21 protein-coding genes and 1 tRNA gene are annotated in these 20889 nt (G+C 73.0%); 15 read left to right on the top strand and 7 right to left on the bottom strand.

The window, feature by feature from the left end; genetic code table 11:
- The first annotated feature begins 331 nt into the window (after positions 1–331).
- From ACIQ9E_RS16255 to ACIQ9E_RS16240, 4 genes are all read left to right on the top strand, one after another.
- On the top strand, positions 332–1231 hold the full coding sequence (locus ACIQ9E_RS16255) for a xanthine dehydrogenase family protein subunit M (protein ID WP_006349046.1): 900 nt from the start codon (positions 332–334) through the stop codon (positions 1229–1231).
- Between the two features lie 170 nt (positions 1232–1401).
- Positions 1402–3123 carry a (2Fe-2S)-binding protein gene (locus tag ACIQ9E_RS16250; RefSeq protein WP_403707428.1) on the top strand — a complete coding sequence of 574 codons (1722 nt, stop codon included), beginning with the start codon at positions 1402–1404 and terminating at the stop codon, positions 3121–3123.
- Positions 3120–5453, top strand: coding sequence for a xanthine dehydrogenase family protein molybdopterin-binding subunit (locus ACIQ9E_RS16245; protein WP_403707307.1), 2334 nt, complete (start codon positions 3120–3122; stop codon positions 5451–5453). The genes ACIQ9E_RS16250 and ACIQ9E_RS16245 overlap by 4 nt, the downstream gene beginning before the upstream one ends.
- Before the next feature lie 58 nt (positions 5454–5511).
- Positions 5512–6081: an AAA family ATPase gene (locus tag ACIQ9E_RS16240; RefSeq protein ID WP_403707305.1), complete on the top strand. Its 570-nt coding sequence runs from the start codon at positions 5512–5514 to the stop codon at positions 6079–6081.
- A gap of 213 nt (positions 6082–6294) precedes the next feature.
- Here ACIQ9E_RS16240 and ACIQ9E_RS16235 read toward each other — a convergent pair.
- Positions 6295–6366: transfer RNA gene (locus ACIQ9E_RS16235), tRNA-Cys, on the bottom strand.
- Positions 6367–6593: 227 nt separating this feature from the next.
- Here ACIQ9E_RS16235 and ACIQ9E_RS16230 point away from each other — a divergent pair.
- The 3 genes from ACIQ9E_RS16230 to ACIQ9E_RS16220 all read left to right on the top strand — a co-directional run bounded on the left by ACIQ9E_RS16230 (position 6594) and on the right by ACIQ9E_RS16220 (position 9863).
- Positions 6594–8117: an MFS transporter gene (locus ACIQ9E_RS16230; protein WP_403707303.1), complete on the top strand. Its 1524-nt coding sequence runs from the start codon at positions 6594–6596 to the stop codon at positions 8115–8117.
- 49 nt (positions 8118–8166) lie between these two features.
- Positions 8167–8493 carry a divalent-cation tolerance protein CutA gene (cutA, locus tag ACIQ9E_RS16225; protein ID WP_403707301.1) on the top strand — a complete coding sequence of 109 codons (327 nt, stop codon included), beginning with the start codon at positions 8167–8169 and terminating at the stop codon, positions 8491–8493.
- 140 nt (positions 8494–8633) lie between these two features.
- Positions 8634–9863 carry a helix-turn-helix domain-containing protein gene (locus tag ACIQ9E_RS16220; RefSeq protein WP_403707299.1) on the top strand — a complete coding sequence of 410 codons (1230 nt, stop codon included), beginning with the start codon at positions 8634–8636 and terminating at the stop codon, positions 9861–9863.
- A gap of 4 nt (positions 9864–9867) precedes the next feature.
- Here ACIQ9E_RS16220 and ACIQ9E_RS16215 read toward each other — a convergent pair whose 3' ends face one another.
- The gene (locus ACIQ9E_RS16215; protein WP_403707297.1) at positions 9868–10737 is read right to left on the bottom strand and encodes a phosphotransferase family protein; all 870 of its coding nucleotides are present in this window, start codon (positions 10735–10737) and stop codon (positions 9868–9870) included.
- A gap of 113 nt (positions 10738–10850) precedes the next feature.
- Between ACIQ9E_RS16215 and cutA (ACIQ9E_RS16210) the strand changes: the two genes are divergently transcribed.
- A complete protein-coding gene (gene cutA, locus ACIQ9E_RS16210; protein ID WP_403707295.1) occupies positions 10851–11177 on the top strand; it encodes a divalent-cation tolerance protein CutA in 327 nt (108 codons plus the stop codon).
- 118 nt (positions 11178–11295) lie between these two features.
- On the opposite strand, the gene ACIQ9E_RS16205 is transcribed toward cutA (ACIQ9E_RS16210), so the two are convergent.
- The gene (locus tag ACIQ9E_RS16205; RefSeq protein WP_403707293.1) at positions 11296–12555 is read right to left on the bottom strand and encodes a helix-turn-helix domain-containing protein; all 1260 of its coding nucleotides are present in this window, start codon (positions 12553–12555) and stop codon (positions 11296–11298) included.
- Between the two features lie 285 nt (positions 12556–12840).
- Here ACIQ9E_RS16205 and ACIQ9E_RS16200 point away from each other — a divergent pair, with 285 nt between their 5' ends.
- The 4 genes from ACIQ9E_RS16200 to ACIQ9E_RS16185 all read left to right on the top strand — a co-directional run bounded on the left by ACIQ9E_RS16200 (position 12841) and on the right by ACIQ9E_RS16185 (position 14649).
- Positions 12841–12975: a hypothetical protein gene (locus ACIQ9E_RS16200; RefSeq protein ID WP_403707291.1), complete on the top strand. Its 135-nt coding sequence runs from the start codon at positions 12841–12843 to the stop codon at positions 12973–12975.
- Positions 12972–13139 carry a hypothetical protein gene (locus tag ACIQ9E_RS16195; RefSeq protein WP_403707289.1) on the top strand — a complete coding sequence of 56 codons (168 nt, stop codon included), beginning with the start codon at positions 12972–12974 and terminating at the stop codon, positions 13137–13139. Before ACIQ9E_RS16200 ends, ACIQ9E_RS16195 begins: the two co-directional genes overlap by 4 nt.
- Before the next feature lie 67 nt (positions 13140–13206).
- The gene (locus ACIQ9E_RS16190; protein WP_403707287.1) at positions 13207–13701 is read left to right on the top strand and encodes a hypothetical protein; all 495 of its coding nucleotides are present in this window, start codon (positions 13207–13209) and stop codon (positions 13699–13701) included.
- Between the two features lie 69 nt (positions 13702–13770).
- A complete protein-coding gene (locus ACIQ9E_RS16185; RefSeq protein ID WP_366260763.1) occupies positions 13771–14649 on the top strand; it encodes a menaquinone biosynthesis protein in 879 nt (292 codons plus the stop codon).
- 26 nt (positions 14650–14675) lie between these two features.
- On the opposite strand, the gene ACIQ9E_RS16180 is transcribed toward ACIQ9E_RS16185, so the two are convergent.
- Complete coding sequence (locus ACIQ9E_RS16180; RefSeq protein ID WP_403707285.1) at positions 14676–15653, bottom strand: aldo/keto reductase; 978 nt, start codon at positions 15651–15653, stop codon at positions 14676–14678.
- 192 nt (positions 15654–15845) lie between these two features.
- A complete protein-coding gene (locus ACIQ9E_RS16175; RefSeq protein WP_403707283.1) occupies positions 15846–16448 on the bottom strand; it encodes a TetR/AcrR family transcriptional regulator in 603 nt (200 codons plus the stop codon).
- A gap of 278 nt (positions 16449–16726) precedes the next feature.
- On the opposite strand from ACIQ9E_RS16175, the gene ACIQ9E_RS16170 reads away from it, so the two are divergent.
- The 3 genes from ACIQ9E_RS16170 to ACIQ9E_RS16160 all read left to right on the top strand — a co-directional run bounded on the left by ACIQ9E_RS16170 (position 16727) and on the right by ACIQ9E_RS16160 (position 20373).
- On the top strand, positions 16727–18049 hold the full coding sequence (locus ACIQ9E_RS16170) for a carboxylesterase family protein (protein WP_403707281.1): 1323 nt from the start codon (positions 16727–16729) through the stop codon (positions 18047–18049).
- 229 nt (positions 18050–18278) lie between these two features.
- Complete coding sequence (locus ACIQ9E_RS16165; protein WP_366260759.1) at positions 18279–20069, top strand: DEAD/DEAH box helicase; 1791 nt, start codon at positions 18279–18281, stop codon at positions 20067–20069.
- Positions 20070–20124: 55 nt separating this feature from the next.
- Complete coding sequence (locus ACIQ9E_RS16160; RefSeq protein ID WP_403707279.1) at positions 20125–20373, top strand: helix-turn-helix domain-containing protein; 249 nt, start codon at positions 20125–20127, stop codon at positions 20371–20373.
- A gap of 13 nt (positions 20374–20386) precedes the next feature.
- Here the strand turns inward: ACIQ9E_RS16160 and ACIQ9E_RS16155 are convergent, their stop codons facing one another.
- A complete protein-coding gene (locus tag ACIQ9E_RS16155) occupies positions 20387–20686 on the bottom strand; it encodes a hypothetical protein (RefSeq protein WP_403707277.1) in 300 nt (99 codons plus the stop codon).
- Positions 20687–20695: 9 nt separating this feature from the next.
- The gene (locus tag ACIQ9E_RS16150) at positions 20696–20863 is read right to left on the bottom strand and encodes a hypothetical protein (protein ID WP_403707275.1); all 168 of its coding nucleotides are present in this window, start codon (positions 20861–20863) and stop codon (positions 20696–20698) included.
- Positions 20864–20889 lie beyond the last annotated feature (26 nt).

The following is a 20889-nucleotide window of genomic DNA, read 5'->3' as shown; positions in this document are numbered from 1 at the left end:
GGCTTTCCGGCCGCCGTACGGGCCCGGCCGCTCCACCCGCACCGGGGAGGGCACGCCGCGGTGGGCGGAACGGGAGTTCTCCACCGGGAACGCCTGTTTCGGCTACTGCCGGGCGTGCCATGCCATTTCGGTCTCCGCGGGGGATGCCGGATGGCGCGGGTGAAAGGGGTGCATCGGGGTAGTAAAGGTGGCATCTGTCGTGGACGGGCCCTTCGCGGACCCTCCCGCCGGTCGGTCCGGAAGATGTGCCAGAGTTGCCACGTCCGGGCTGTGAGCACGTACGGTACGGCAACACAGGCGGGACGCCGGTACACCGGGAAGGGGCAGCTAGGTGACCACGCACGCACCGCGGACATCGCAGTCGGTGACGCTGCCGGGTTCGCTCGACGAAGCCGTGGCTGCGCTGGCGGCCATGCCTGCGGCCGTACCGGTCGCGGGCGGCACCGACCTCATGGCAGCGGTCAACCGGGGCCAGTTGCGGCCCGCGGGACTCGTCGGCCTCGGCCGGATCAGCGAGCTGCGGAGCTGGCGCTACCAGGACGGCGGACACGCCCTCCTCGGCGCCGGACTCACCCACGCGCGCATGGGGCGGCCCGACTTCGCCGCGCTGATCCCCGCGCTCGCCGCATCCGCGCGCGCGGCCGGACCGCCGCAGATCCGCAACGCGGGCACGCTCGGCGGCAATATCGCCTCCGCCGCACCCACCGGGGACACCCTGCCCGTGCTCGCCGCCCTGGAGGCCGAGCTGATCATCGCGGGCCCCGGCGGCATCCGCCGGGAGATCCCCGTCGCCCATCTGCTGACCGGCCGCGATCTGCTCGGGCCCGCCGAACTCATCGGCTTCGTCCGGGTCCCGCTGCTCCACGCGCCCCAGGTCTTCCTGAAGGCCACCGGACGCACCGGTCCCGGCCGGGCGACCGCATCGGTCGCGGTCGTCCTCGATCCGCAGCGGCGCGGGGTGCGCTGCGCCGTCGGCGCCATCGCGCCGATGCCGCTCCGCCCGCTGGAGGCCGAACGCTGGATCGCGTCGCTGATCGACTGGGACGGCGAGCGCGGGCTCGCGGCCGAGGCACTGGCGGCCTTCGGCGAGTACGTCGCCGCCGCCTGCATCCCGGATCCGGAACCGGCCGCCGCGGGCGAGGAACAGCAGGTGCTGTCGCCCGCGGTACTGCATCTGCGGCGCACGGTCGCCGCGCTGGCCCGGCGTGCACTGGGGAGGGCGCTGTCGTGAACGGCTCCAACGACATCAACGGCATCAACGGCACCGACGACAACACGGCCGACGACCACCGGGTGCGGGGCGGTGAGCACCCCGGGCAACACGAACACGAACACGAGCACCAGCACCAGGGGCACCATCCGCAGTACCCGCAGCAGCCGGGCCACGGGGGCTGGCAGCCCATGCCCCAGGGCGCGTTCGACCACGAGGCCACCGCGTTCGTCCAACTGCCGCCGGAGGACGCGCTGCACGCCGCGCCGCTGGAGGCACCCGGGCACGGCTACGTACCGCCGATGATCCTGCCGCTGACGCCCGTCGCCGATCCCCAGGTGCCGCCGGAGGCCCGGCTGCCCGAGGACCACGGCCACGGGCATGCCCCGGGGCAGCCGCACGGCGGCTGGCCCGAGCCCGCCGCGCCCTACGCGGACGCTCCGCACCGGCCGCACGATCCGCACGCCACCGGCCAGTGGGCCTTCCACGACGCCGCGGGCGGGCAGGGCGCCGGGCCCGCGACCGATGTCACCGGGCAGTGGACGATTCCGGTCGCCCGTGGGGACCTCCCCGAGGAGACCGGCGAGTACACCCCCGCCATGCTCCAGGGGCAGCAGTGGCACGCCCCCGCCCCGCACGCGCCCGCGGCCCCGCACGCGCCCGCGCGGGAGGCCCACGCGCCCGCGCCCCCCCAGGACACCCTCCCGGGCGCCACGGAGGCGCCCTGGGCCTCGGGGGCGCCCGCGACCCTGCCGGGCGGCGCGTCCGCGCCGTGGGCGCCGGAGCCGCATCCGCACGCCGGGACGGGGGCGCACCCGGAGGCGGTCGCGCACCCCGGGACGGCCACGCGCCCGGAAGCACCGGAAACCGTCGCCCACCCGGAAACGGGCGCGCATCCCGAGGCGGTCGAGCACAGCGGCCCCGCCGGTTTCGCCCCGCCGGTCGAGCCCGCGGACCCCGCGGGCCGGCCCGTTGTGCCGCAGCCCGCCGCGCCCGCCGCCGAGGAGCCGGCCGGACACCCGGCCCATCCGCCGGCCGCCGAGGCCCCCGCGCCCGACCCCGCACCGGAACCGGAGGCCGGTCCGGAGGCCGGCCGGGAAACCGCGCCGGAAGCCGCGGTGGAGCCTGCCGCCGAAGCCCCGGCCGCCGCATCCGATTCCGCGCCCGATTCCGCGCCCGAGCCTGCGCCCGAGCCCGGTCCTGAACCCGTACCGGAGCCGGAAGGCGGGCCGGAGGCCGCGGCCGACCCCCATCCGGAGCCCGCCGCCGAACCCGCCCCCGAGCCGGTGTTCGCCGAATTCGAGGAGCACCCGCCCACCTCGTACGTCCTGCGCGTCAACGGCACCGACCGGCCCGTCACCGACGCCTGGATCGGCGAGTCCCTGCTGTACGTGCTCCGCGAGCGCCTCGGCCTCGCGGGCGCCAAGGACGGCTGCTCCCAGGGCGAGTGCGGAGCCTGCAACGTCCAGGTCGACGGCCGGCTCGTGGCCTCCTGCCTGGTGCCCGCCGCGACCGCCGCCGGAACCGAGGTCCGTACGGTCGAGGGGCTGGCCGCCGACGGCGAACTCTCCGACGTCCAGCGGGCCCTGGCCGAACAGCGCGCCGTCCAGTGCGGCTTCTGCATCCCCGGTATGGCGATGACCGTCCACGATCTGCTGGAGGGCAACCACCGCCCCACCGACCTGGAGACCCGGCAGGCGCTCTGCGGCAACCTCTGCCGCTGCTCCGGCTACCGCGGGGTGCTGGACGCCGTGCACCAGGTCGTCGCCGAGCGCGAGGCGAGCGCCGCGGCGGCGGAGGAGGGCGCCGGATCCCCGGCGGAGACCCCCGGCCCGGAAGCCCGCATTCCGCACCAGGCGCCGCCCGGCGCGGGTAGTGTGCAGCCCCACCCCCATGACGGAGGCATGGCGTGACCAGCGACGCCACGGCGACCACCACCGCGACGCCCCGGACGGCAGCGGTCTCCGGACCCGGCCCCGAACCGGTACCCGGGCCGCCGCCCCACGGCCTCGGCACCTCGCTGCCCCCGGCCGACGCCCGCGCCAAGACCGAGGGCACCTTCCCGTACGCCTCCGACCTCTGGGCCGAAGGCCTGCTGTGGGCCGCGATCCTGCGCTCGCCGCATCCGCACGCCCGGATCACCTCGGTCGACACCTCGGCCGCGGAGCGGATGAAGGGCGTCCGGGCCGTCATCACCCACCGCGATATCCCGGGTGACGCCGCCTACGGCCGCCGGATCGCCGACCGCCCGGTCTTCGCCGCCGAACTGGTCCGCCACCACGGCGAGGCGATCGCCGCCGTCGCCGCCGACCACCCGGACACCGCCCGGCTGGCCGCCGCCGCCATCGCCGTCGAGTACGAGGTCCTGGAGCCCGTCACCGACCCCGAACTCGCCTTCGAGGCACCGCCGCTCCACCCGGACGGCAATCTGATCCGGCATATCCCGCTCCGCTACGGCGACCCCGACGTCACCGGCGAGGTCGTCGTCGAGGGTCTCTACCGCATCGGCCGCCAGGACCCCGCGCCGATCGGCGCCGAGGCCGGACTCGCCGTCCCCCGCCCGGACGGCGGCGTCGAGCTGTACGTCGCCTCCACCGACCCGCACACCGACCGCGATCTGGCCGCCTCCTGCTTCGGCCTCGAACCGGACCGGGTGAAGATCGTCGTCACCGGGGTGCCCGGCGCCACCGGCGACCGTGAGGACCCCGGCTTCCAGCTTCCGCTGGGCCTGCTGGCGCTGCGCACCGGCTGCCCGGTGAAGCTGACCGCCACCCGCGAGGAGTCCTTCCTCGGGCACGCCCACCGCCATCCCACCCTGCTCCGCTACCGCCACCACGCCGATACCGAGGGCCGGCTGGTGAAGGTGGAGGCCCAGCTCCTGCTGGACGCGGGCGCCTACGCCGACTCCTCGTCGGAGTCGCTGGCCGCGGCCGTCGCCTTCGCCTGCGGCCCCTACGTCGTCCCGCACGCCTTCATCGAGGGCTGGGCCGTGCGCACCAACAACCCCCCGTCGGGCCATGTCCGCGGCGAGGGCGCCATGCAGGTCTGCGCCGCCTACGAGGCGCAGATGGACAAGCTGGCGAACAAGCTCGGCATGGACCCCACCGACGTCCGGCTCCGCAATGTCCTGGCCACCGGCGACATCCTGCCCACCGGCCAGACGGTCACCTGCCCGGCGCCCGTCGCCGAACTGCTGGAAGCCGTACGCGACCATCCCCTCCCCGCGCTGCCGAAGGACTCGCCCGAGGACGACTGGCTGCTGCCCGGCGGCCCCGAGGGCGCGGGCGAGCCCGCCGCCGTCCGCCGGGGTGTCGGCTATGCCCTCGGCATGGTCCATATGCTGGGCGCGGAGGGCACCGACGAGGTGTCCACGGCCACGGTCAAGGTCCAGGACGGTACTGCCACGGTCATCTGCGCGGCCGTCGAGACCGGATCCGGATTCAGTACGCTCGCCCGCCAGATCGTCCAGGAGACCCTCGGCGTCGACGAGGTCCACATCGCCTCCGTCGACACCGACCAGCCCCCGGCGGGCGCCTCCTGCCACGGACGCCACACCTGGGTTTCGGGCGGCGCGGTGGAGCGGGCCGCGAAGATGGTCCGTACGCAGCTCCTCCAGCCCCTGGCGCACCAGTTCGGCATGTCCACGGAGCTGCTCCAGATCGCCGACGGCAAGATCACCTCGTACGACGGGGTGCTCTCGGTGACCGTCGCGGAGGCCCTGGAGGGCAAGGAGCTGTGGGCGACGGCGCAGTGCCGCCCGCATCCGACCGAACCGCTCGACGAGGCCGGTCAGGGCGATGCCTTCGTCGGTCTGGCGTTCTGCGCGGTGCGCGCGGTCGTCGACGTCGACATCGAGCTGGGCGCGGTCCGGGTGGTGGAGATGGCGGTCGCCCAGGACGTCGGCCGGATCCTCAATCCGGCGCAGCTGGCGGTCCGGATCGAAGCGGGCGTCACCCTCGGCGTCGGTACGGCCCTGACGGAGAACCTCCGCACCAACCGCGGCGTCGTCCGCCGCCCCGATCTGACCGGCTACCCGCTGCCGACGGCGCTCGACGCGCCGGATATCCGGATCGTGAAGCTGGTGGAGGAGCGGGACGTCGTCGCCTCCTTCGGCGCGAAGCCCGTGAGCGCGGTGCCGGTGGTGACGTCTCCGGCGGCGGTGGCGGCGGCGGTCCGCGCGGCGACGGGCCGCCCGGTCAACCGCCTCCCGATCCGCCCGCAGGCGGCGGTGGCGCACACGTAATCCGGGCGCCGTTGGAAATGCCGTGGAGAAGGCCAGGGGCCGTGCATAGCGTCGCCCCATGACCGATCACCGCCACGCCCCCTTCGGCCCCGTACCCTCCGTCGTCCTCGTCACGGGCATCATGGCCGCCGGGAAGTCCACCGTCGCCCAGGCGCTGGCCGAGCGGCTGCCCCGGTCCGCGCACGTCCGCGGCGACGCGTTCCGGCGGATGCTGGTGTCCGGCCGGGCGGACATGGGCACGGACGAGGCGGGCCGGGCGGAGGTGCTGGAACAGCTCGCACTCCGCCACCGGATCGCCGCGCACACCGCCGATCTGTACACGGAGGCGGGCTGGACGGCGGTCGTCCAGGACATCGTGATCGGGGCGGCGCTGCCCGCGTTCGTCTCGCTGGTCCGCACCCGCCCGCTGTACGTGGTGGTGCTCGCCCCGCACGCGTCGGTGGTCGCGGCCCGGGAGGAGCAGCGCCCGAAGACCGGTTACGGACTGGGCTGGACCCCGGAGGGCATGGACGCGCTGCTGAGGGCGGAGACCCCGAGGACCGGGCTCTGGCTGGACTCGGCCGGGCTGACACCGGCGGAGACGGTGGACGCGGTGGTGGCGCGGGCGGCGGAGGCGAGGGTGGAGTAGGGGGTACGGGTCGCCTGGGCGCCCGGCGGAAGGGGGCGTACCACCCGCGCATCGGTCCTGAGCGTCTTGAGTGCACCGGCCGCAGCAGAGCGCGACGGCCTCCGGACGGCGCAAGCCCGGCCGCCCCCCTTCCGCCGGAGGGGGACGGCCGGACCCGTTCCCTGTTGCCATGGGCGCTGCCATGGGTCGCCCGCCCGAAGGCGGGACGGACCGAGACCGTGACCGGAATCGAACCGGCGTAACTCGTTTTGCAGACGAGTCCCTGAACCTCTCGGGTACACGGTCGTGAGTTTCTCCCGCCGGGCTTCCCCTGTGCTCCACCCGGCCGGGCCTTCCCTCTGGTCACGACCGTAGGCCCCATCCGCCTTGTGGACCAAGGGAATCGGGGGCCCCGCAACACGACCGCCATGCTCCGTTCACAGACTCCGCTCGCGGACGTAGGTCCAAGGGATGAAGCCGATCCCCGCCCTGCGACAGGTTTTATCGTTGGCCATGCCACTTACCCTGGGCTGATGAGCGCCCTCGAACCCCGTGGCCCGGAGGTCACCCAGCAGCCCCCCGGACCTGTCGTATCCCCCGCCCTGGAGCGTCCCCTCGCCGTGGACACCGGGCCGGACGCCCTGGGACCGGAGGCCGGGGTGCTCAGCCGTACCTACCGGGCGCTCAGTATCGGGATCATCGCGGTGGTGCTGCTGATCGCCTTCGAGGCGACGGCGGTCGGCACGGCGATGCCGGTCGCGGCCCGGGAGCTGAACGGCGTCGAGGTGTACGCGTTCGCGTTCTCGTCGTACTTCACGACCAGCCTGCTGGGCATGGTGGTGGCCGGGCAGTGGGCGGACCGGGACGGTCCGCTGCGTCCGCTGGCCACCGGGATCGCGGCCTTCGCCGTCGGTCTGGTGCTGTCGGGGACGGCGACGGCGATGTGGCTGTTCATTCTGGGCCGGGCGGTGCAGGGGCTGGGCGGCGGTCTGGTGATCGTCGCGCTGTACGTGGTCATCGGGCGGGCGTACCCGGAGCATCTGCGGCCGAAGATCCTCGCGGCGTTCGCGGCGAGCTGGATCATTCCGTCGATCGTGGGCCCGCTGGCCTCGGGGACGGTGACGGAGCAGCTCGGCTGGCGCTGGGTGTTCCTCGGCATTCCGGCGCTCGTGGTCTTCCCGCTGGCGCTGGCGCTGCCCGCGATCCGGCGGATGACGTCGGGCCCGGCGGACCCGTCGGCGCCCCGGCCGCCGTTCGACCGCCGCCGGATCCGGCTGGCACTGGCCATCTCCGTCGGCGCGGGGCTGCTCCAGTACTCGGCGCAGGACCTGGTCTGGCTGTCGCTGATCCCGGCGGCCGCCGGTGCGGCCCTGCTGGTGCCCGCGGTCCTGGGCCTGCTGCCGAAGGGCACGTACCGGGCGGCCCGCGGACTGCCGTCGGTGGTGCTGCTGCGGGGTGTGGCGGCGGGTTCGTTCATCGCCGCCGAATCGTTCATCCCGCTGATGCTGGTGACCCAGCGCGGTCTCTCCCCGACGATGGCCGGCTTCTCGCTGGCGGCGGGCGGGCTGACCTGGGCGGCGGGCTCGTTCCTCCAGTCGCGCCCGTGGATGGAGCCGTACCGCGAGAAGCTGATGGCCGCGGGCATGGTGCTGTGCGGTCTGGCGATCGCCGCGGCCCCGACCGTACTCATCGACGCCGTCCCGGTCTGGACGCTGGCCGTCACCTGGGCACTCGGCTGCTTCGGCATGGGCATGGTGATCGCGTCGACGGCTGTGATGCTGCTGAAGCTGTCCGCGCCCGAGGAGGCCGGGGCCAATTCGGCGGCGCTCCAGATCTCCGACGGCCTCTCCAACATCATGCTGCTGGCGGCGGGCGGCGCGGCGTTCGCGGCCCTGGGCGGCGGCGCGGTGGGCCACCACGGGGCCGCGGCGGCCTCGTCCTCCGGCGGCTCCCACCCGGCGGCGTTCGCGGTGGTCTTCATCCCGATGGCGGTGGTGGCGATCCTCGGCGCCTGGGTGACGACGCGCCTCAAGCCCTCGGCGCCCGAGACGGTGTGAGCGGCCCCCGATAGGGTCGGGCCCCCGTACCGAGACAGAGGGAGCGGATGTGCCGGCGGACATCGTGATCGCACAGACCACCATCGACGACGAGGGCAGGGCGGAGGCCCTGGCGCGGGGCGCGGTGGAGGCCCGTCTCGCGGCCTGCGCCCATATCGACCCGCCGCTGAAGGCGGTCTACCGCTGGCAGGGCGCCGTCCAGGCCGAGCGGGAGTGGCGGATCTCGTACAAGACGCCCCGCGACCGGCTGCCCGCACTGGCGGAGTGGGTGGCGTCGGCGCACGCGTACGAGGTCCCGGAGTGGATCGTGCTGCCGGTGGACGGGGGCTCGGAGGCGTATCTGCGGTGGGTGGCGGAGGAGACCGCGGACGTCTGAGACGCCCATGCGAAGGCCCGTACCGGTCGGGTACGGCCCGCAGCCGTTCGGATTCCGTCTGCTCTCCCTCCGTCCGCAGGACGCCCGTCCGTCCCGCTGAGTACGGTGCTGGAAAGCGTCCGAGCGGATGGAGCCCGAGCATGCTGGAAGAGCCTGAGGAGATCGGCCGCCGGGTGCGGCGGGCGCGGCTGCGGCTGGGGATGCCGCAGGCGGATCTCGCCGCCGCACTCGGGCGGACCCAGGGCTGGGTGTCCAAGGTCGAGCGCGGACTGATCGAACTCGACCGGGTCGGACTCCTCAACGAGGTCGCCGCCGAACTCCACATCCATCCGAACGATCTGATCGGACGGCCCTACAACAGCTCGCCTGAGGAGAACCAGTGGCAGATCGCGGCCTCCGCCATCCTGCGTGAACTGCGGCGCTACGACCTGACCCCGGTCTTCGACGGAACACCCCGCCCGTCCCGCGAACTCTGGCGGCAGACGGAACGGCTCCACCGGCTGCGGGACTCGGCGGCGAACACGGCGATCCTCCGCGTCCTCCCCGACCTGTTCCGGGAGGCGCGGGCGCTCGCGGAGGTCTCCACCGGGCACGAACGGCAGGAGGCGTACGCGATCTACGCGGTCTGCTGCAAGTTTGCCCACACCGCTGCGCATGCGCTGGGCCACCCCGAACTGATCGCGATGGCCTGTGAACGGGCGGCGTGGTCGGCCCGGCTCTCCGGAGACTCCGTCCTGCCCGCCGTGGCGGACTGGATGCGGGTGTGGGACATGTGGGCCACCGCCGACTGGGACGACGCCGTCGCCCTGTCGGACCGGGCCCTGGAAAGCATCCGGCAGGGGTACGAACGAGGCGACGAACCGGCCGTACGCGCCTGGGGGACACTGCATCTGAGGGCGGCGGTCTCCGCGGCACGCGGCGGCAGAGCGGCGGAAGCACTGGAGCGCATCGAGCACGCCCGGACCGCGGCCGGCCGACTGGGCGACCGCACCGGCCCCCCGGCGTACGACCGGCACTCCCTCACCTTCTCGGCGGGCAACGTCGAGATCCACGCCATCAGCGTGGCCCTGGAACTCGGCGAACACGCCACGGCCCTGGCCGCCAACCGCACCACCGACCCCGCCCTCGTCGCCGCCCTCCCCAACTCCCGCCGCGGCCACCACCACATGGACCTGGCCCGCGCATGGCTCTGGGACGGCAGCCGGGACAAGGCCCTCGCGGAACTGGAGACCGCCGAACACCTCGCACCGCAGCTGGTACGCAACCACCCCGTCGCCCGCGCGACGCTCCGCAGCCTGGTCTGCGCCGAGCGCACGACGACCCGCGAGAAGCTCCGCCGCATGTCGAACCGGTTCCACCTGGACGGATAGCGGATCAGTGTCGGCCCCACCGGGCATCGTGACGGCCCGACCTCAGGGTGTCGAGCCGGTGCCTGAGTTCGGCGGCAGCGGTCCGGTCGCCCGTGTCGGCGCGCTGGATGAATGAGCCGAGGGTGTGCAGGTCGCGCATGGTTACCAGAGTCCGCAGGCCCGGCCAGGGCGAGGGATCGTGGCCGTAGGCATCGGTGAAGGACCGGATCTCCTGGGGCGTACGTCCGTACCGGACACCCTGAAAGGTGTTGGCGAGGTCGAGTTCACGGGGTCCGACGGCGACTTCGTCCCAGTCGCCCAGCCGCACCTGCTTGCCGTCCCACAGGGTGTTTCCGGGGTAGGCGTCGCCGTGGACGAGGCCATGCCCCAGCGGGAAGTCGAGCCGCCGGTATTCGTACACCAGCTTGTCGGTCATCTCGATGAGCCACGCGCACTCGTCGGTGTCCAGGGTGCGGCTGCGCTTCACACTCGCGGTCAGGGAAGTGAGCGGCTGGTACGGCGGCAGGGCGACCGGCGGTTCGGGGAGGTGGTGCAGCTCCCGGAGCAGTGCGCCGAGTGCTCCGGCGGGCGGTGGCGTGGTCGGCTGCGGATAGTGGGACCACAGAGTCACCACGTACGGAGGCTCCGTCAGCGGTTCGGTCAGCGGTTCGACCGCCGGATAGCCCAGGCCGATCAGCCACCGCAGCAGTTCGGAGAGCTTGAGGGCGGCCGTCGACTCGTCCACCGGGCGCACTCGTGCCACCGCGCCCTCAGAGGGCAGTAGATAGACCCCGGTGGCGTGCCGCCGGATCGCCCGCAGCCCGGCGGTGGACAGCCCGGCACGGCGGCAGACGTCGCGGACGGCTTTCTCCTGGGCGTGCTGCGTCGAGGTCATCACTGGGACGGTAGCGCGGGTGCGCCGAACGCCCGGTGGGTCAACTCGTTTTCTGCGCAACAACGTTCTCGGTCTGGGTAGGGTCGTTGTCCCTGACGGAGGAGGGAGCGGACGTGCCGACGGACATCGTGGTCGCGCAGACCACCATCGACGACGAGGGCAAGGCAGAGGCGCTGGCGCGGGGCGCGGTGGAGGCCCGGCTCGCGGCCGGTGCGCATATCGACCCACCGCACAAGGCGATTTACCACTGGAAGAACGAGATTCAGGTCGAGAGGGAGTGGCGGATCTCGTACAAGACGACTCGTGACCGGCTGCCCGCGCTGGCGGAGTGGGTGGCGTCGGTGCACGCGTACGAAGTACCGCAGTGGAATGTGCTGCCGGTGGACGGGGGCTCGGAGGCGTATCTGCGGTGGGTGGCGGAGGAGACCGCGGACAGTTGACGTGCGTCGGGCTCTGCGCAGGGGCAGCCGCATGACCTACAGGGTGGAGGCCGCCCAATCCCATGGGCGAGCCGCCACCTTCTCCTACGTCAGGGACGTGCCGTGGCGCTCTACCGGATCAGGCGTTCCAGTCTGCCAGCAGATCGTGCACAGTGGGCAGGTGCCGATGGGGTGTGAGGCGGTCGAGGACCCCGTTGACCCAGTTGTCGGTCCGCGGTGAGTCGGTGCCCTTGACGAGTGCGACGGCCCGTCCGGCCGAGGCGACCGCGCGGTCGAGGTCACCTGCGTCGATGTACGAGCCCGCCAGCCAGCAGGCGAAGAGGGCGACCTCGCGGGAGTGGGTCTCGTCGTACGGCATGTCGATGCCTTCGAGGACGGGCACGGCACGCCGGTGCTCGCGCAGCTCGGCCCAGCAGCGGCCTGCCATGATCCGCGACTCGTCCCGGTTGATCCAATACACCCAGTCGGGCTCGGGTTCCGTACTGGAGTCGCGGCGGTCGTGGAAGTCTTCCGACAACCCCAGTGCCCGGTCCACCCCCTGCGCGTCGCCGGTACGGGCGCAGGCCCAGGCCAGCCGATCAGCGAGGAGGACCCGGGCGGAGGGCAGGGCGTCCTGCGGCGCGAGTGCGAGGGACGCGCGGGCCATCTGAACGGCCTCGCGCGGCTGCGGCCCCGATGCCGTCAGATACGACAGCTCCGAGAGCGCGGAAGCCGCGAGGATCCGGTTGCCTGCCTGGTGGGCTGCCGTCGATGCCCGCTGGGCCAGTCGTTTGGCCTCGCCGAGCCTGCCCGAGTCGAAGGCCACCCAGGAGGTGAGCTGGTGCGTTTCGGCGAGCACCTCCAGCATCCGCCGCCCCACCTCGTCCGTGTAGACGGCCCTGCTGAGGACGTTCTCGGTTTGCCGGGCCGTCCTTACCGCCAGCGGGTAGGTCACTCCGCCGCCCGAGTAGTCGTCGAGCCTCCGGAGATCCGCGAGTGCGAGCCGGAGCCGCTCGACATCGGCCTGCCCGACCCGGCGGCCCTCCTGGGCCGAGGCCTCTCCCGGGACCATCGCACCCGCGAAGACGCCCGCTCCGGCACTGATGAGTTCTCTGCGGTCCACATCCGTCTCCTTCTCCTCCAGTGCCTCTGCGGCCAGTGTGGAGCACGGCACCGACGATGCGATCTCCAGTTCGAGAACGGTCGCGAGGGCAGATAACCAGTCGCGCGGTGAGCGCCGTCCGGTCTCCCAGCGGTAGACATCGTTGGCCGTGCAGCCGCCGTACTCGTATCCGCGCAGCTCATTGAGGCGATCGGCCAACTGGCGCTGAGTCCAGCCCCGTTGCCCCCGGGCCGATTTGATGGCGCTTCCGATGAGTGACGGTCGACCCTCATGCATCACTCGTTCCCCCCGTCAATCTGCCTGGTTGGCAGAAGCCTGGCAGACCGTCGGGCAGGTCCACGGCCGTACGCAGAAGGGCTTCACTTCCATCAGCGGCCGGATCGGCGGCTCCGCCTGTGATCGGACACCAGGCCGGACCGGGCGTACCTCGTCCACCCCCCTTACATCCCCCTTCTGGAGGTGCCCATGCGCAGTTCACCCGGTGCCCGGCCGGTTTCGTTGACGCCTGGACCGAGGTGCTGGAGCTGCGGCACCGAGAACGGCGTCCAGCAGGTTGCGTCCGTGCCCACCGCGTCCGGTTCCGACCGTCCCGTGTACGGGTGCCCCGAGCACGCCGACGGGCTGCGCCGGGCCGCGGACAAGACGCTCCGGGTCGCGGAGGCGCTGCTGCGCATCGCCGGTCGGGGGGCGCCATGAGCACCCCGTACCGCATGGACTGGTGCACCCGCTGCGGGCGGCCCGTCGAGGCCACCGAGGAGAACGAGGTCTTCGACGGGTTCTCCGCCTCCGGCGCCCGGCCCGCGCTCTACGCGCACCCCGACTGTGACAACCCCCTGCCGCCTGCCGCCGGGCGGACCTGAGACCGGGTTCCGGCCCGGTGTCCCCGTCCCGGGCCGGGGCCCCCGCATCCGAGGAGCCGACGCAACCGTGCGCGCACTCGTCAACCGACTCGCCGCCCGACTCGCGGGTGCCCGGCGCCCGGGGCCGGGCCGGCACACCGCCACCCACCTTCGCGCCGCCCGCGTCCCGCGCGCCCGGGCCACCCGGCACGGCACCCGCACCCGGCGTGCCCCGAACCGGCCCGCGAGCCCCTGGGACCGGCCCTTCGCCGGGCCGACGCAGGCGCAGGCCCGGGCCTTCTTCGCGCGGCAGGCCGCCAGCCCGCTCCGGACCCGCTTTCTGCACCGCGGCCACCGCACCCTCTACATCGCGCCCCAGGGCATCGACCTGCCCCTCCTCGCACTCCTCGCCGGGCCCCCGGCGCCCCGCCGCGAGGTGTGCTGCGTCTGCGGGCGCGCCACCGCCGCGCCCGTGGCGATACGGGACGTCATGGGCCCCGGGGGCCGTACCCGCACGCTCTACGCCTGCCCCCACCACGTCGACGCCCGGCTGACCGGCCCCGGGGGCGACGATGCCCCCTGACGGGAGCCTTCACCGGACCCACCCCTCCTCCGGGGCCGGCGCACCGGGCCCGGAGGTTAGCCTGCGGGCGTGGACATTCCTCGCGCAGCCCGCATCCCGCATGTACCGGGGAAGCGCCCCCGGGTCGGGCACATCCAGTTCCTCAACTGTCTGCCGCTCTACTGGGGCCTGGCCCGTACCGGCACCCTGCTCGATCTGGAGCTGACCAAGGACACCCCGGACCGGCTGAGCAGTCTGCTGGTCGACGGGAGCCTGGACATCGGCCCGATCGCCTGTATGGAGTACCTCAGGCACGCCGGTGATCTGGTGCTGCTGCCGGACATCGCCGTGGGCAGCGACGGGCCGGTGACCTCCTGTCTGATCGTCAGCCAGGTGCCGCTGGGCGAGCTGGACGGGCGCCGGGTCGCCCTGGGGTCCACCTCGCGCTCCTCCGTACGCCTGGCCCGGCTGCTGCTGGAGGAGCGGGAGGGGGTCCGTCCGGAGTACTTCACCTGCCCGCCGGACCTGCCGGTGATGATGCAGGACGCGGACGCCGCCGTGGTGATCGGCGACGCCGCGCTCCGCGCCTACCTCCATCAGGCCGAGGAGCTGGGCCTGCGGGTGTACGACCTGGGCGCGTTGTGGCGGGAGTGGACCGGTCTGCCGTTCGTCTTCGCGGCCTGGGCCGTCCGGAAGGACTATCTGGCCCGGCATCCGCACATCGTGCGCGAGGTCCACCGGGCCTTCCTGGAGTCCCGGGACCTCTCCATGGCCGAGATCGACAAGGTGTGCGAGCAGGCCGCCCGGTGGGAGGCGTTCGACGAGGAGGCCCTGCGCCGCTACTACACCGAGGCGCTGGACTTCTCCTTCGGGGAACGCCAGCTGGAGGGGGTGCGCGAGTTCGCCCGCCGGGTCGCCGCGGACTCGGGCTTCGATCCCGAACTGGAACTGACGATCCTGCGGCCGTAACCCACTCCCGCCGGGCGGGGGACCGGTCAGAAACCCGAGGCGGGGCGCGCGGTGTAGTGCTCCCCGAGCCGGGCCAGCTCCTCGGCGCCGAGCCTCAGCCCGACCGCGGCGACGGCGTCGGTGAGGTGGTGCGGCTTGGTGGTGCCGATGACCGGCGCGGTGACGGCCGGCTGCTGCATCACCCAGGCCAGCGCCACCTGGGCGCGGCTGACACCGCGCTCCGCCGCGATCGCGGCGACCGCGTCGGTGATCCCCCGGTCGGCGTCCGCGGTCCCGCCGTAGAGGATGGTCCCGGAGCCGTCCGTGTCGCTGCGCAGGGTCTGCTCCTCCGGGTCGCGGGTCAGTCGGCCGCGGGCCAGCGGGCTCCAGGGGATCACGCCGATGCCCTGGTCCAGGCAGTACGGCAGCATCTCCCGCTCCTCCTCGCGCTGGAGCAGGTTGTACTGGTTCTGCATGGACACGAACCGGGTCCAGCCGTGCAGGTCCGCGGTGTGCTGGAGCTTGGCGAACTGCCATGTCCACATCGACGACGCGCCGATGTACCGGGCCTTGCCCGCCTTCACCACGTCGTGGAGCGCCTCCATGATCTCCTCGGCCGGGACCTCCGGGTCGAGCCGGTGGATCTGGTAGAGGTCGATGTAGTCGGTGCCCAGCCTGCGCAGGCTCTCGTCGACCTGGGTGAGGATCGCCGCCCGGGACAGGCCGCCGCCCTTCGGCCCGGGGCCCATCCTGGCGTGCACCTTGGTGGCGATGACCACTTCGTCCCGCTGCGCGAATTCGCGCAGCAACCGGCCGGTGACCTCCTCGCCGGCGCCCAGCCCGTACATATTGGCGGTGTCGAAGGCCGTGATCCCGGATTCGACGGCCTGCTTGAAGTACGGCCGGGACGCGTCGATGTCCAGGGCCCACTGATGGATGCCGCGGGCCGGATCGCCGAAGCCCATACAGCCCAGCACGACCTTGGAGATCGACAGCCCGCTCTTGCCCAACCGGATGTACTGCATGGCGACAGGTCCTTACCAGGTGACGGGAGGGATGGGACGCCGTACACGAAGGTGCCGTACTCGAACGGGTGAGGCGGAGAGGGCGTACGAGTACGGCAACTCTGCGTAACTTAGCGTTCGTTCAGTTATGGAGGGCAGAGTAGCCCCGCCCGGCCGCGTGCGCTGTTGCGTACGGGCCGGATGTGACCCAGGTCATTCCGTGACGAGCCAGACCACTTCGTCGACGAAGTCGAGGAGGGCCTCGGCCGGTACCGGGTCCCCGGCGGCGTGCCAGAGCGCGACCCGCCCGTGGGTCGCGGTGAAGACCAGGACCGCGGCCCGCCGCGCGGGCAGCCGCAGCCGTACCCCGGCCCGTTGGCAGCCCTCGAACGCCGTGGCCACCCTGGACACCAGGTCGATCATCGGCCCGGTCCGGGGAGCCGTCAGCGGCTGATGGTTGATCATCAGGCGGTAGTGGCCGGGGTGGTCCACCACGAACCGGCAGTAGGTCCGCACCTGGGCCCGCACCCGTTCCAGCACGGCGTCCTGCGGGCAGGATTCGTCGGCCGCGGTCATGGCCCGCGAGATCTGCTCGTAGTCGTCGTCGATCAGGCCTCTGACCAGTGCGGGCTTATCGGCGAAGTGCTGGTAGATCGCGGCGGGCGAGATCCGCGCGGCGCGGGCGACGCCGCGGATCGTCAGCCCCTCCTCGCCGCCCAGTTCGGACAGCAGGCGCCCGGCCGCCTCCAGGATCTCCAGGCGGAGCCGGTCGCCCTGCCCTCGTGGATTGCGTGCGCGCTGTGTCGTCTCGGCCACGAGGCACTGTAACCGGTGCGGCCGGACCGGCCGGGCGGGTGCCGCCGCCCGCCCGGATCCCGGTGCGACCGGTGGCCGGGCCCGCCGTGGGGTGCTTCCGGGTGGGCGCTGTCGGTGTGGAAACGCGGGCGGGCGGGTAGCGCTGCCTAGACACACTGAACGAATGTTCACTTATGGAGGATGGTCATGTCCCGAAAAGCTCCCCGCCAGGCCCGGGACCGGACTGCCGGGTCCCGCGAAGCGCCGCGGTCCGCCGCGACCGGCCGGGGGACCGGCCGATGAGCCCCGGCCCCGGACCGGTCGTCGCCCGCCCCGGGTCCGGCCCCGTCACCGGCATCCGCGGAGCGGACCGGTTACTGCGGTTCCCCGGAATCCGCTACGGAACCGCCGAACGGTTCGCGCGGCCGGTCCGGGCCGCCCGCCACCGGGACACCGTCGACGCCACCCGGCCCGGCCCGATCTGCCCGCAACTCCCGTCGCTCCTGGAACCGGTCTACGGCCCGCAGCGGGACGAGCCGCCGCACTCCGAGGACTGCCTCTACCTGGCGATCACCACACCGGATCTCACCGGGACCCGCCCGGTGATGGTCTGGGTCCACGGCGGCGGCTATCTCACCGGTGGCGGCACCCTCCCCATGTCCGACGGCGGGCGGCTCGCCGCCGACGGCGACGTCGTCGTGGTGTCGGTCAACTACCGGCTGGGCGCGCTGGGCTTTCTGGCCCACGAAGGGGTCAGTGACGGCAACCTCGGCCTGTACGACCAGATCCTCGCGCTGGAATGGGTGTCCGACAACATCGCCGCGTTCGGCGGCGACCCGGCGAACATCACCGTCTTCGGCCAGTCCGCCGGTGCGAGCTCGGCCCTGGTGCTCGCGTCCGTCCCCCGCAGCCGGCGGCTCATCCGGCGGGTGATCGCACAGAGCGCGCCGACCCTCGCGACGCTCCCCACCCGCGAGGAGGCCTTCGCCGCCGGGCCCCGCTTCGCCGAAGCGGCCGGGGGCGGCGATCCGAGGACCCTCCCGGTGGAGCGGATCCTCGAAGCCCAGGCCCGGACCGCGCAGTGGAACGCCGATCCGTCGGCGGGGACGGGGGCGGTGCCCTTCCGGCCCGCGCTGATGGAGCCGCTCGGGGAGCCCGCGGCGTACGAACGGATCTTCCGCTCCGAGCCGGTACCGGACCTCGTCATCGGCTACACCTCCCACGAGGGCAGGGCGTTCGCCGTCAGCGCCCCGTCCCCGGTGCCGGAGGAGGCCGTCGCGGAGCTGACCCGCACGCTGTTCACCGAACCGGCGCACCGGACCGGGCGGCAGCTCCTCGACGCCGGGGGAGCGGTGTTCCTGTACGAGTTCGGCTGGGCCCCGGCTGAAGGCGGCTTCGGCGCGGTCCACGGGGTCGAGCTGCCCTTCCTGCTGGGTACGGAGGAGGCCTGGGCCGGCAGCCCGGTACTGGGCGGCACCGACTGGGCCGGCGTCGAGGCCGGGGGCAGGATCCTGCGGCGGAGCTGGGCACACTTCGCCCGGTACGGATCGCCCGGCATCGACGGATTCGCCTGGCCGCGGTGGACCGGCGACGACACATCCGTCCGGCTGATCGGCCGGTGACCCGTACCGGTCCGCAGGAACCCGGCCCGCCCCGTGTGAGGTAGGTCGCACCCGGCACCGCACCGGCCTCGTCCGGCCCGGGGCGGTCCGGGTGCACCGGTAGGGTGGCCCGGTTGTCATACCGAGCCCCGGGGGCCCGGACGGGCCCGCCCGGGACCGTGCCGGACCGCTGGATTCCGGGGTACGCGACCGACCGCCCGCCGCCCACCGAGCCCCTGCACCGGAGACCGTGACTACTACCGCCTCCCACTCCCACCACCTTTCCCCCGCCTTCCCCGGCCGCGCCCCCTGGGGCACCGCGGGCAAGCTGCGAGCCTGGCAGCAGGGGGCGATGGACCGGTACGTACAGGAGCAGCCGCGGGACTTCCTCGCGGTCGCCACCCCCGGCGCGGGGAAGACCACCTTCGCGCTCACCCTCGCGTCCTGGCTGCTCCACCACCACGTGGTCCAGCAGATCACCGTCGTCGCGCCGACCGAGCATCTGAAGAAGCAGTGGGCGGCCGCGGCCGCGCGGATAGGGATCAAGCTCGACCCGGACTACAGCGCCGGTCCGCTGAGCCGGGAGTACCACGGCGTGGCCGTGACCTACGCGGGTGTCGGAGTCCGCCCCATGCTCCACCGCAACCGCTGCGAGCAGCGCAAGACGCTGGTCATCCTGGACGAGATCCACCACGCGGGCGACTCCAAATCCTGGGGCGAGGCCTGTCTGGAGGCCTTCGACCCGGCGACCCGGCGGCTCGCCCTGACCGGTACGCCCTTCCGGTCCGACACCAACCCCATCCCCTTCGTCACCTACGAAGAGGGCAACGACGGAATCCGCCGCTCCGCCGCCGACTACACCTACGGCTACGGGCACGCCCTCGGCGACGGCGTCGTCCGGCCGGTCATCTTCCTCTCGTACAGCGGCAATATGCGCTGGCGTACGAAGGCGGGCGACGAGGTCGCCGCCAAGCTCGGCGAGCCGATGACCAAGGACGCGATCTCCCAGGCCTGGCGGACCGCGCTCGACCCGCGCGGCGAGTGGATGCCGAACGTGCTGCGCGCCGCCGACCAGCGGCTGACCGAGGTCCGCAAGTCCATCCCGGACGCCGGGGGGCTCGTCATCGCCGCCGACCAGGACGCGGCGCGGGCGTACGCGAAGCTGATCCGTGAGATCACCGGGACGAAGGCGACGGTCGTCCTCTCCGACGACACGGGCGCCTCCAAGCGGATCGACGAGTACAGCGAGAGCACCGACCGGTGGATGGTCGCCGTCCGGATGGTGTCGGAGGGCGTCGACGTACCGCGGCTGGCGGTCGGCGTGTACGCCACCACTATCTCGACCCCGCTGTTCTTCGCCCAGGCCGTCGGCCGTTTCGTACGGTCGCGGAGGCGCGGCGAGACCGCGTCCGTGTTCCTGCCGACCATCCCCATGCTCCTCGGCTTCGCCAACGAGATGGAGGTGGAGCGCGACCACGTCCTCGACCGTCCGAAGAAGGACGGCGACGAGGATCCGTACGCCGAGTCCGAGAAGGAGATGGACGAGGCGAACAAGGCGCAGGACGAGGACACAGGAGAGCAGGACCAGCTCCCGTTCGAGGCGCTGGAATCGGACGCCGTCTTCGACCGGGTGATGTACAACGGCGCCGAGTTCGGGATGCAGGCGCACCCGGGCAGCGAGGAGGAGCAGGACTACCTCGGCATCCCCGGCCTGCTGGAGCCGGACCAGGTGCAGATGCTGCTCCAGAAGCGGCAGGCGCGGCAGATCGCCCACAGCCGCAAGAAGCCCGACGACGAGGCGGACCTGCTGGAGCTGCCCGCCGAGCGGCGGCCGGTAGTCTCCCACAAGGAGCTGCTGGAACTGCGGAAACAGCTCAACACGATGGTGAGCGCGTACGTCCACCAGAGCGGGAAGCCGCACGGCGTGATCCACACCGAGCTGCGGCGGGTGTGCGGCGGCCCGCCGAGCGCGGAGGCGACGGCGGGGCAGATCCGCGAGCGCATCAAAAAGGTGCAGGAGTGGGCGACCCGGATGCGGTGAAGGGCCTCGCCCGCTCCGGCATCGCCCATATGTTCGGTCGGTCTATCGTGGCGTCATGACGACGACCGCCCCGACACCGAACCGTGTGCTGAGAGCCGTCCGCATCGACATGGGCCTGAGCCAGGACGATTTCGCCGCCGCACTCCGCCGGGCCGGCGACGAACTCGGGGAACCGAACAAGGCCTCCCGGCGGCTGGTGGAACGCTGGGAGTCCGGTACGAGCAGGACGCCTCGGGCCGGGTACATCAGGGCCCTGGAGCGGGTCACCGGTATGACGGCCGAGGACCTGGACATCGGCTGGTAGGTCCCGGCTTGCCTCAGCCGAGTCTGGTCCGTGCCGACCGCGGGCCGGACGCAGACCGCCGCCCGCGGGCGCGCCGGACCGGGCGCGCCGGATCGCCCGCGGCGTCCGCGGCCTGAGCCGCCCGGAGGGCCATCGCCTCGAACAGCGCGGCGGGCAGCCCGGACCGCGCGACGATCTCCCGGGCGGCGGCCCGGCACTGCCCCAGCCCGCAGTGGACCGGGCTCGCGACGAGCCCGGGACGACCGGGGTACGTCATCGACTCGGGGGGCAGGTAGTGGGCCGCGCAGCCCAGGCACAGGTACCACGTGCGCACTTTCGCTCCTTACTGCGGGTGCTGGTGGCTGGTTCCGGATCCCGAACAGTGGCTGCACGCCCCGGTCCACCGGTGCACCACCGGTCTGTGGTGGCCGTGTTCGTCCGGTTCGACGGTGTGCCGCTCGTGCTCGGTCAGCCCCGTCTCGCCACACGAGGTGCACGGCTGCTCACTCATGCCACCAGGATGGCGCACCGGGGGGC

It is taken from the genome of Streptomyces sp. NPDC094448, from assembly GCF_044763775.1.
Lineage (GTDB): Bacteria > Actinomycetota > Actinomycetes > Streptomycetales > Streptomycetaceae > Streptomyces.
This window is presented reverse-complemented; position numbering and strand designations above follow the sequence as displayed.

Excerpts from the sequence above, each read along its gene's own strand:
- ACIQ9E_RS16250 (WP_403707428.1), top strand. The coding sequence starts at position 1,402 with ATGCCCCAGGGCGCGTTCGACCACGAGGCCACCGCGTTCGTCCAACTG.
- ACIQ9E_RS16240 (WP_403707305.1), top strand. The coding sequence starts at position 5,512 with ATGACCGATCACCGCCACGCCCCCTTCGGCCCCGTACCCTCCGTCGTC.
- ACIQ9E_RS16230 (WP_403707303.1), top strand. The coding sequence starts at position 6,594 with ATGAGCGCCCTCGAACCCCGTGGCCCGGAGGTCACCCAGCAGCCCCCC.
- ACIQ9E_RS16220 (WP_403707299.1), top strand. The coding sequence starts at position 8,634 with ATGCTGGAAGAGCCTGAGGAGATCGGCCGCCGGGTGCGGCGGGCGCGG.
- ACIQ9E_RS16215 (WP_403707297.1), bottom strand. The coding sequence starts at position 10,737 with ATGACCTCGACGCAGCACGCCCAGGAGAAAGCCGTCCGCGACGTCTGC.
- ACIQ9E_RS16205 (WP_403707293.1), bottom strand. The coding sequence starts at position 12,555 with ATGCATGAGGGTCGACCGTCACTCATCGGAAGCGCCATCAAATCGGCC.
- ACIQ9E_RS16195 (WP_403707289.1), top strand. The coding sequence starts at position 12,972 with ATGAGCACCCCGTACCGCATGGACTGGTGCACCCGCTGCGGGCGGCCC.
- ACIQ9E_RS16180 (WP_403707285.1), bottom strand. The coding sequence starts at position 15,653 with ATGCAGTACATCCGGTTGGGCAAGAGCGGGCTGTCGATCTCCAAGGTC.
- ACIQ9E_RS16170 (WP_403707281.1), top strand. The coding sequence starts at position 16,727 with ATGAGCCCCGGCCCCGGACCGGTCGTCGCCCGCCCCGGGTCCGGCCCC.
- ACIQ9E_RS16160 (WP_403707279.1), top strand. The coding sequence starts at position 20,125 with ATGACGACGACCGCCCCGACACCGAACCGTGTGCTGAGAGCCGTCCGC.
- ACIQ9E_RS16150 (WP_403707275.1), bottom strand. The coding sequence starts at position 20,863 with ATGAGTGAGCAGCCGTGCACCTCGTGTGGCGAGACGGGGCTGACCGAG.